The organism is Acidobacteriota bacterium, assembly GCA_012517875.1.
Lineage (GTDB): Bacteria > Acidobacteriota > JAAYUB01 > JAAYUB01 > JAAYUB01 > JAAYUB01.
In genome coordinates this window covers 1-10204 of sequence record JAAYUB010000178.1, presented here as the reverse complement: position 1 = coordinate 10204, position 10204 = coordinate 1, and the positions used below count along the sequence as shown (strand labels likewise).

The 10204-nt window shown below is 64.1% G+C and carries 7 protein-coding genes; 5 read left to right on the top strand and 2 right to left on the bottom strand.

Annotated features, from left to right (window positions below; all coding sequences use genetic code 11):
- A partial coding sequence (locus GX414_16810; GenBank protein ID NLI48765.1) for a prolipoprotein diacylglyceryl transferase occupies positions 1 to 696 on the top strand: 696 nt, incomplete at its 5' end.
- A gap of 2 nt (positions 697 to 698) precedes the next feature.
- Entirely contained in the window at positions 699 to 2780 is a 2082-nt protein-coding gene (locus GX414_16805) for a hypothetical protein (protein NLI48764.1), read from the top strand.
- A 356-nt stretch (positions 2781 to 3136) separates the two neighbouring features.
- Here the strand turns inward: GX414_16805 and GX414_16800 are convergent, their stop codons facing one another.
- Complete coding sequence (locus GX414_16800; GenBank protein ID NLI48763.1) at positions 3137 to 4945, bottom strand: M20/M25/M40 family metallo-hydrolase; 1809 nt, start codon at positions 4943 to 4945, stop codon at positions 3137 to 3139.
- A 263-nt stretch (positions 4946 to 5208) separates the two neighbouring features.
- On the opposite strand from GX414_16800, the gene GX414_16795 reads away from it, so the two are divergent.
- Entirely contained in the window at positions 5209 to 6321 is a 1113-nt protein-coding gene (locus tag GX414_16795) for a S9 family peptidase (GenBank protein ID NLI48762.1), read from the top strand.
- Positions 6322 to 6425: 104 nt separating this feature from the next.
- Positions 6426 to 6632, top strand: coding sequence for a 50S ribosomal protein L28 (locus GX414_16790; protein NLI48761.1), 207 nt, complete (start codon positions 6426 to 6428; stop codon positions 6630 to 6632).
- A 16-nt stretch (positions 6633 to 6648) separates the two neighbouring features.
- Here GX414_16790 and GX414_16785 read toward each other — a convergent pair whose 3' ends face one another.
- Complete coding sequence (locus tag GX414_16785) at positions 6649 to 8808, bottom strand: bifunctional (p)ppGpp synthetase/guanosine-3',5'-bis(diphosphate) 3'-pyrophosphohydrolase (GenBank protein NLI48760.1); 2160 nt, start codon at positions 8806 to 8808, stop codon at positions 6649 to 6651.
- A 112-nt stretch (positions 8809 to 8920) separates the two neighbouring features.
- Here GX414_16785 and GX414_16780 point away from each other — a divergent pair, with 112 nt between their 5' ends.
- Complete coding sequence (locus tag GX414_16780) at positions 8921 to 10093, top strand: glycosyltransferase (GenBank protein ID NLI48759.1); 1173 nt, start codon at positions 8921 to 8923, stop codon at positions 10091 to 10093.
- The last annotated feature ends 111 nt before the right edge of the window (positions 10094 to 10204 follow it).

Sequence of the window (10204 nt, the reverse complement as noted above, 5' to 3'; positions counted from 1 at the left end):
TTCGCCCCGAAACTCTGGGCGATGTTCCACGATCTGGATTTCGGCGCCGCGGCCTGGATGGATCTGCTGCAGTTCTGGCGACTGGGTGAACTCTCCGCCGGGGTGGTGGCCGCGGCCACCGCGCTGGCCTGGGCGGCGTACGCCGCCCGGCGGCGCATCCCGCTCCGGCCGGTGCTGGACACCTACATGCCCGTGGTGCTGGCGGGCCTGGCCATCCAGCGCGCGGGCTGCTTCCTGGCCGGCTGCTGCTACGGGATCCCCACGGTGATGCCATGGGGCGTCCGGTTCCCGCCCGGTTCCCCCGCCGGCGATCACTACCCCGGCCAGGCGCTCCATCCGGTCCAGTTGTATTATGCGACGGTTTATCTTCTCATCGCGGCGGGGCTGTGGGGACTGGCGGTCTGGAGCCGCCGGAGCGGCCGGTTCATGCCGCCCGGCCGCAGCGCCGGAGTGGGACTGCTCCTGGCCGGTGCCGCCCACGCGGGGGTGGGCGCATTCCGCGCCGAGGCCGCGGCAGCTCCTGTCATCTGGGCGGCCGGCCTCGTTGCGGCTGCAGGCGGGGCGGCGCTGCTTGGCTGGAGCAGCCGCAGTGCCCCGCCGGAACCGCCGCCCGCCGCGGTCCGCGGACCGGCGGGGCATCGTCGGCCGAAGGGATTCGCCGGCAACCCCAAACGTAAATCTTCACTGGAGGGATGATTATGTCCAACAGCTTTAAAATTGCCCTGATCGTCGGTTTCGCCGCCTTGGTGCCGTTCATCGGCGGCGCCTGTTCCTGTTTCAACATGCTCAACATGAGTCCCATGCGCGGCGGCATGTCCCCCGACGGCACCGGCACCCTCACCATCTGGATGGGGGGCGTCCGGCCCACCGTCGAGGAGAGCACGGCGAGCGTGCTGACCGGCTCGTACTCGTTCCTGGACTACCACCAGGAGGGGGTGAGCTACGACATGCGGGTCCAGATTATCCACTCCAACAAGATCTCCGTGAACGATGTGGGCGGTGTGGGAATCCTACAGTTTCCGGACGACATCACCGGCTTTGCCGCGGCTTATGACGACTACAGCGGTCACAGCGGACCGCTGGAGGTCCAAGCGGGGCTCAGCACCGTCCCCATTACCTCGAATCATGCCCTGAACGCCGAGCCCGGCCACCAGTTGGTGATCGTCCGGGTGCCACCGGCGCTGGTGCCCGCCGAAGGGGCGCCGGAACTCTGGTACGAGAACACCATGACCTTCCAGATCAACCCGGTCCGGCCCATCCAGGTCAAGGCGATCATGGCGGCGACGGTACCCACGGGGGGCGGCGGGTACTACTACCTGCCCGTGTGTCCGGCGGTGCGGTCGTTTGCCGACGTCCCGCCGGTGGAGATCCCGGAGACGCCACCCGCGGAATCCATCCCGTTCCCGCCTCTGGCAGAACTGCCCCATCCCGGCGGCCCGCTGGTCTACAACCTGGACGAAGGTTCAATTTATGCTCTTCGATACTTCCCGCGGCTGGATTTTGATCCGACGGCCCACACCGAGGGATTCGGCTTTGTCAACACCGGCGCCAAGGCGTCCACGGTCACCTTCCATGCCTATGACGTGAACGGCCAGTCCATCGCCGATTCGCCGAACTGGAACTGGCCGGCCGGCGGGCAAGGCGCCTACCAGGCGGAAGGGGCACTGCTGCTCACCCAGCCCGCCCAGGGGTGGGTGGAGGCGCGAACCTCGGAGTACGGCCTGCTGGGTTTCTTCCTGACCCAGTGGTTCCCATGGGGTTTACTGGAGGGATTGGACGGCGCCAATGTGTTTACGGAGACGATGAAAATCGGTGTCATCCCGCGGATCCAGATGCAGAACGGCTACACCACCGAGGTGCGCATTGTCAATCCCAGTGCTGATGGGATGACGGTGGAACTGCAGAGCAGTTTCGCCACCAGCGGCAGTTATCTCGGATCCTTTCCGGTTCCCGCCCGCGGCGCGCTGGTGACCGACCTGACGGCCTTCGGTTCATTCGACGGGGCCCTCTACCTCGAGAGCGGGCATCCGTTCATTGCCACCGCCACGATCCGCCACGGCGACGATTGCGTCGCCACAACCAATGCCGTCCCGTTCGGCGACCGGGCGGAGACGCTGTTTGCCTCCCACATCGTGCTGTGGCCGGGGATCTACTCCACCTCGATCAACCTGTACAACGGCGGCAACGGCAGCGACGCCACGGCCGAGATCCGGCCGTACTACGCGAACGGCACCCCCATGGCCGCACCATTCAACGTTACGGTTCCACGGAGCGCCACCGTGACCTTGACCGACACGCAACTCGGCCTCCCCGACGGCGCCTCGTCGGAGGGATGGCTGGAGATCCGCTCGCCGGGCAAACCGCTGGCGGGCTGCATCACCTTCGGCGATCCGGCGCACCATCTCTACGAGTCCACGCTGCCGCTCCAGGCGACCGGTTCGAAGGATTTCTACTACGCCCAGGTGGCCAACGGCGATGTGGGCGGCGTGGTGTACAGCACCGGCATCTCGGTGGTGAACCCCAGCACCACGACGCCGGTGAATATCTCCATCTCGGTGCACAAGATCGACGGCACGCTGAACGGCAACGTGGTGAACCGCACCCTGGCGCCGGGCGAGAAGTACGTGCGCCAGCTCAGCACCATGGAGGGGATCGGCACCCTGGAGAACCAGGCGAGCGGTTACATCCACGTCACCGCAGAGGCGCCCGTGCTCTCCTTCGTGCTGTTCTTTGACCAGCAGTTCAACTTCATGAGTGCGGTGCAGGCGCAGAGTAAGTGAACAGTGAACAGTAGGAAGACAGGTGATAGGAGATAGGCGAGAAGAGTTAGAAGCCGATCGATGATTCGAGCTCGAGTGCCTTACCCATCGTCGTGGACCGAAATCGTAGTCGTGCTCGTAATCGTAATCGTAATCGTAATTGTCATCGAGGCTCGATGCTCGTTCCGGTAATGCGGACATCGGCCATCGGACATCGGAAAACGGTCTCGGGTTTCGGGATTCGCTTCTTGTTTCGTCTCCCGTCTCCTGTTTCTGATTCACCACCTGGGATCCCTACTTGGATCCCTCTGTGTGGCACCTCTCAATCCTTTTGCCTATTCCTATCTCCTATCTCCTATCTCTTTATTGTTCACCGTTCACCGGTGGCTGCCCTCCGCCAGCTCCACCGACGTGAGAAACGCCAGCCGGGCCAGGCGCTCCACCCGCGCCAGCTCCACCTTGTCCACGGAGTCGCCCGGGGTGTGGTAATCCTCGGTCATGGCGCTGAAAAAGAACGTCCACGGGATGTTCCGCTGGGCGAACGGGGCGTGGTCGCTGCCGCCGGCGGCGGCCCCGCGGCTGGGTCGGAGATACAGCGCCATCCCCACGTGGGTGTTTGCGGCGCGGATGGCCGCGTCCATCGCCTCGGTTTCACTCAGCGACAGAGCCATGAACTCCTCCACCTTGATTCTGGCCATTACGTCTTCGGGTAGATTGATCCCCCACATGCGCGACACGCGCTCCAGACGCTCCTTTGTCCACGACCGGCCCAGCATGTCAAGGTTCACGCAGGCCGCCGTCCGGTCCATGGGCACGAAGGGGTGGTCGGCATAGTAGCGCGAGCCGAGGAGACCCTGCTCCTCGCCAGTCCAGAAGGCGAACAGCACCGACCGCTTCGGCTTGGCGTCGCCCATCGCATACGCCTGCGCGATCTCAAGCAGGCCGGCGGCGCCGGAGGCATTGTCGTCAGCGCCGTTGAAGATGTACGGACCGTAATGTCCCAGGTGGTCCAGATGGGCGCCGATGACCACCACCTCGTCCTTGAGCTTCGGATCGGATCCCTCGACATAACCCAGCACGTTGCGGGAGCTGGTCAGGGCGCTGGTGACTTCGCTGCGCAGTTCCAGCGTGACGCCGGCCAGTTCCCGTGAGGCCGGCTGCAGTTTGCCGTCGATATCGGCCCGGAGGCCGTCCAGCTCCGCGTCCGCGAGGCCGACGATGTAGGCGGCCATCTCGCGAGAGACAGTCAGAGTCGGCAGCGCATCCATGGGAAGCGGGGCGGTCGGTTCGGGCAGCTCCAGTTCCCGGTCGCCCGTGTCGATGACGGGCTTGGAGTCGTCCACGACGCGGCCGTCCAGCACCCGGGCGGCAACGTCGCGGCCGGCGGCGTCGCTCTCCACTTGCAGCACGGCCAGGGCGCCGAGCTCGCGTGCCGCGGCCGTCTTCGGCGAGGCGGTGCGGCGCGGCCGGGCGCCGGTATACTTGTCCTTGAGCTCCGGCTGGTGGAACGGCGAGGCCGGATCGTCTGGGCGGGGGGCGCCGTTCAGGATGAGCACCACCTTGCCTTTGACGTCGACGCCGCGGTAGTCATCCCAGCCGGCGGCCGTCTCCCGGATGCCGTACCCGACAAATACGACGGGGGCGCGGAGCACCTCGGTTCGGCGCACCCGCGGGAACTGGTAATCGATGTCCGGCTGGAAGACATGGGCTTGCTCGGCGGCGCCGGAGCTGCGGCCCACCGTGATGCGGCTGGTGGCGGAGCGGATCTCCCGGATGGGCACCCGCTGGAAGTATGAGCGGGCGGGCGGCCCGGCGGGGCGGGGCGCGGCGGGACCGGCGGCAAAGGCACCTGCCGGCTCCACGCGGACGGGGTCCCCGGCGGGGACGACACCCCATGAGGCGAGCAGGGCAGCGACGAACTCAGCGGCCGCCTCGTGGCCGGTGGTGGCTGTCTCGCGGCCCTCCAGCGCGTCGGCGGACAGGCAGCGAATCCAGATACCCGCGTCGGCTGCGGTGATGGAATCAAATCCGGCGCGCCAAGGTGCCGGCACCGGCTTAGGCTGCTCCACCAGCACGAGCTGGCGCGAAGAGTCCTCGGCCCGGCCGGTGGACGAGGGTGCCTGGGCCGAACCGAAAATGGCGAGCCAAACAATCGCAGTCAGAGCAACGAGAGGGTGTGTGCGCATGCGTTCTCCTTCACCAAAATGTCTGATTTCTTACGCAAGGGGCGATCCCGATGTTTTCGGAGACCGGGACGACGGTGCGGTTGCGGGACGGCTTGACATTCGGGCCGAGAATGGTTACCGTCAAACGGTCATCCACCGGGAACTGACGCCGGTCATCACAACCGGCCTGATGTGACGGGCGGTCGTGGCGGCGGCTTTCGGTGCCGGAACGGCCGGTCGATCCCATCTCCCGGCGGTGGGAGTAGACACTTGGAGGAGATCCCATGAACATCCTGAACGCAAACCAGTCGTGGTTCGGCCGCCTGGCATGGACGGCGGCCGTGGTGCTGGCGCTCGGCACGGCCGGGCTGGCTCAGGGCGACGATGCAAAGACCCCGGAACGGAGCGCCGTGGAACGCCGCTTTGAGGCGCTCGACCATCGCCTCGACGTGCTGGAAAAGGCCGTGGACGACCTGCTCTGGTTCCAGCGCGTGGGCGACGTGGCCCTGGTGGACAAGCTCTTCATCGTCGGCCCTCCGCCGGCTCAGGTGAAAAACCCGACGGCCATGGGCGCCCAGAATCCCCTCAAGTTCTGGACCTACCTCTTCGTCCCGAAATGGGCCGCCGGCGCCGGCAAGCTGCCTCTGATCGTACTGCCCCACGGCGGTGTGCATGCCAACTTCACCACCTACCACACCCACATCGTCCGCGAGCTCGTGGCCCAGGGGTATGTGGTGGCCGCGCCGGAGTACCGCGGCAGCACCGGCTACGGCAAAGGTTTTTATGAGCGCATCGACTATGGCGGGCGTGAGAACGATGACGTGCACGCCACCCGCCTCTATGTGGCGGAGAACTGCCCCGCCGTCGACGGCAAGCGCGCGGGCATCGTCGGCTGGAGTCACGGCGGCATGATCGCCCTGATGAACATCTTCGATCACCCGGACGACTACCAGGTGGCGTTCGCGGGCGTGCCGGTGAGCGACCTCATCGCCCGGATGGGCTACTCCGACGACGAGTATCGCCGCGAGTTTGCGGCGGACTACCACCTCGGCCAGACCGCCCAGCAGAATGTCAACGAGTATCGCCGCCGGTCGCCGGCCTGGAACGCGGCCAAGTTGCGCACGCCGCTCCTGATCCACACGAACACCAACGACGATGATGTGTTCGTCCTCGAAGTGGAGCATCTGATCCAGGCGTTGAAAGCGGAAGATAAGTCGTTCGAATACGAGATCTTCAAGGATGCACCCGGCGGCCACAGCTTCGACCGCATCGACACGCGGCTGGCCCGGCAGACCCGGGTCAAGATCTACCAGTTCCTGGCGCGATACCTGAATCCGCCCCGGCCGATCCGCACGCTCGAGGAGCTGGACCGGGCGGCCTACCGCTGGGAGCCGTAGCGGCGGGGCGGCCGGCCGCCGTGCCGGTCCAGAAAATGATTGACAGACCGGGGTGCATTGGCTAAGATACGCCTTTATTTTGAGAAGGCTGCCGTGGAGGAACCATGTCCAAGCGCTGTGAAATCTGTGGGAAAGGGCCCGTTTTTGGCCATAACGTGAGCCATGCTCACAACGTCACGAACCGCCGCTTTGAGCCAAATCTGCACAAGATGAAAGCGCAGGTGGGCGGCGACGTGAAAAAAATCCGGGTCTGCACCCGCTGCCTGCGGTCCGGCAAGGTAGTCAAGCCGACTTCCGCGTCCCGCGCCTGAGCGTTCAGCGCGCGCGTCACGTCTTGGAATAGTCCGCCCGTTCCACATCCCGAACATTCTTGATCGACTTCAGCATGCGGATGATTTTATCCAGCTGGGATCGATCCGCGACTTCCAGGGCGATCTGGAACACGCCCTCCTCACGCCCCTTGGAATGGGCGCGGAAGTCGCGGATGTTCACATCCATCTTCGTGATTTTATTGGAAATATCCGCGATCAACCCTTTCCGGTCGTCGGTGTAGACGAGCAGTCGGACCGGGAAGGTGGCCCCCTTCTGCGCCTTGCCCCAGGTGACCTCGATCTCCTTCTCCGGATGGTTCAGCAGCTTCTCCACGTTCGGACAGTCCTTGGCGTGCACGATGACGCCGCGGCCGCGGGAGATGTAGCCCACGACTTCCTCGCCGGGGATGGGGCTGCAGCAGCGCGCTCGGCTGATGAGGATGTCGCTCATGCCGCTGACCAGCAGCTTGTCCCGGCCCAGGCTGAACACATCCTTGACCAGGCTCTTGATGGCGCCATCCGGCGCCGGCGCCTCAGGGGCGACCCCGAGCAGATTCTCCAGGAATTTCCGCGCCGACACCTTGCCGAATCCGATCTGCGCGTACAGGTCCTCGGGCTTGATCACCCCGAGTTCGGTGAGCCGCGCCGCGAAGTCGGCGTGGCCCAACACCGCTTTGAGAGACGAGTGGAACCGGTGGGTCTCCTTCTCCATGATCTTCCGGCCGAATTCGATGGCCTGCTGCCGCTCGTACTTGTTGAGCCACCCCCGGATCTTGTTGCGCGCCTTCGCGGAGATGACAAAGGTGAGCCAGTCGCGGCTGGGATGATGATCCTTGGCGGTGATGATCTCCACGATCTCGCCGTTGCGGAGCTGGTACTTGAGCGGCACGATCCGGGCGTTGACCCGCGCCTGGGAGCACTGGTGGCCGACGTCGGTGTGGATCTCGTAGGCGAAATCCACCGGCGTCGCCCCCTTGGGCAGGATGATGACATCGCCCTTGGGGGTGAAGGTGTACACCTCCTCGGGATACAGGTCGATCTTCAGGTTGGTCAGGAACTCGTGGGGGTTCTGGACCTCCTTTTGCCATTCCAGCAGGTGCCGCAACCAGGCGAAGCGCCGGTCGGTGTCGTCCTTGGTGATCTTGCCCTCTTTGTACATCCAATGGGCGGCGATACCGCTTTCGGCGATCTGGTGCATCTCCTCGGTGCGGATCTGGATCTCGCAGGGGATGCCGGCCTCGCTCATGATCGTGGTGTGCACCGACTGATAGCCGTTGGGGCGCGGCATGCCGATGTAATCCTTGAAGCGGCCCGGCACGAGCTTCCAGGCGGTGTGCACGATGCCCAGCACGGCGTAGCAGTTCGGCACGCTGTCGGTGATGACGCGCACGGCGAGAAAGTCGTACACCTCGTCGAAGGAGATCCGCTGCCGTTTCATCTTGGCGTAGATGCTGGCCACGCGCTTGATCCGCGCCTGGAACACCGCCGGGATGTTGTTCTCCGCCAAGATGGTGCGCAACCGCCCCTCGACGTCCTTCAGGAGCTTGTTGCCGGCGGCCCGCCGCTTCTCGATCAGGGCGATGATCTCCTGGTATTTTTCCGGCTCCAGGTGGTAGAAGGCCAAGTCCTCGAGCTCGCTCTTCATCTTGCCCATGCCCAGACGGTTGGCGATGGGCACATAGATCTCGTTGGTCTCCCGTGCGATGCGTGATCGCTGATCCGGGCTCAGGTGTTTGAGCGTGCGCATGTTATGGAGACGGTCGGCCAGCTTGACGAGGATGACCCGGACATCGTCGCTCATGGCCAGAAGCAGCTTGCGGAAATTTTCCGCCTGGCGCTGCTCGGTGGAGGTGAAGGCGATCTGGCCGATCTTGGTGACGCCCTCGACGATGAGGGCGACCGGATCGCCGAAGTATTTCCGGATGGTATCGATGTCGGTGAGCGTATCCTCGACCACATCGTGCAGGAAGCCCACCGCCACCGCGATCTCGTCCAGTCCCATCTCGGCGAGGATGTTGGCCACCTCGAGCGGATGGGCCAGATAGGGATCGCCGGAGTTGCGGAACTGGTTCGCGTGCGCCTTGGCCGAGAAGACGTAGGCCCGCTTCAGCATGTCAAGATCCGCCTTGGGGTAGTGCGCGGTGAGCTTTTCGGCGATATCTTCAAAGCGAATCATCTGCCCAAACCCTCCAGCCACCTAAAGGATACGAGCAGCATCCGCAAGTTGCAAGGGCATTTCTTGTCGCCGGTGGACCGGTGGAGTATAATAACCGCCCTGGAATCCATTCATGAAGATACTCTGCCTCAGCGCTTACCTGCCCGGCCGCGGTCTGCACGGTGGAAGCAGTCGAATATTCGAATTGTTCCACTATCTGCACCGGTTCCATGAATTGACCCTCCTCACCTTCCGAAACAAGAACGATGACGATTCGCGCGTCCACGAACTCAAGCAGATGTGCGACAAGCTGATCATCGTGCCCATGCCGGAGCGGCGACCGTTCTACCTGTTCCCGTTCGAGCCGTTCATCGACTACATGTCGGGCGAGTTCCGCGCCCGACTCCAAAAGTTGCTCAAGAAGGAGCGGTATGACCTGGCACAGCTCGAGTATATCCAGATGGGCATCTACCTGAAGGAGCTCGGCAGCATCCCCACCGTGCTCACCGAGCACGAAGTCAATTTCATGGCCTATCGCAAGAACATCCCGTTCCTGTCGAACCCGGTACAGAAGATCAAGATGTACTACGATTCCCTGCAGGTGATGAAGCGCGAGCTGGAGATCCTGCAGCGGGTGGACCGGATCATCTGCATGAACCGGCTGGAGGCAGATGAACTCCACGGTTATGTGCCCGCCGACAAGATCGATGTGCTGCCCCACGGGGTGGACACAGACTATTTCGCCCCTCACGACGCAGCGGATGTAGAACCGCTGTCCATCGGGTTTTTCGGGGCCTATCACCACTATCCCAATGTGGACGCCGTCCATTTTTTCGTTGACCGCGTGTTCCCCCTGATCCGAGAACGGCTGCCGGCGGCGAAGTTCTACGTGATCGGCATCCACCCGCCCGAGGAGTTCCACGCGCTGCGCGACCGGCCGGGCGTGGTCATCACCGGCTTCGTGCCGGACATCCGCGAGGCGCTGGCGCGCTGCCAGGTGATCGTCGCGCCGCTGCGGCTGGGCATGGGGATGCGGGTCAAGGTGATGGAGGCGCTGGCCATGAGCAAACCGGTGGTGGCGACCGAACTGGCCGCGGCCGGTCTGGACGTCAGCGACGGCCAGCACCTGATCATCGCCAACCAGGAGGAGAATTTCGCCGAGAGCGTCTGCTACCTGCTGCAGGATCGTCAGTGTGCCGAAAACCTGGGCCGCGAGGGCCGGAAGCTGGTGGCGGAGCGTTACAATTACACGAGCATCGGACAGCGCCTGGAGGCCATCTACCAGCAGGTGGTGAAAGTCCGGTGAATTCGCCGTTGATCCGCCGGCGCTTTTCACGTATATTCGCCCACTATTTTTTGGGGGAGCGCCCATGCTAGACGCCAGCGCCAGAAAGTATCTCCGCGGCCGGGACCACCA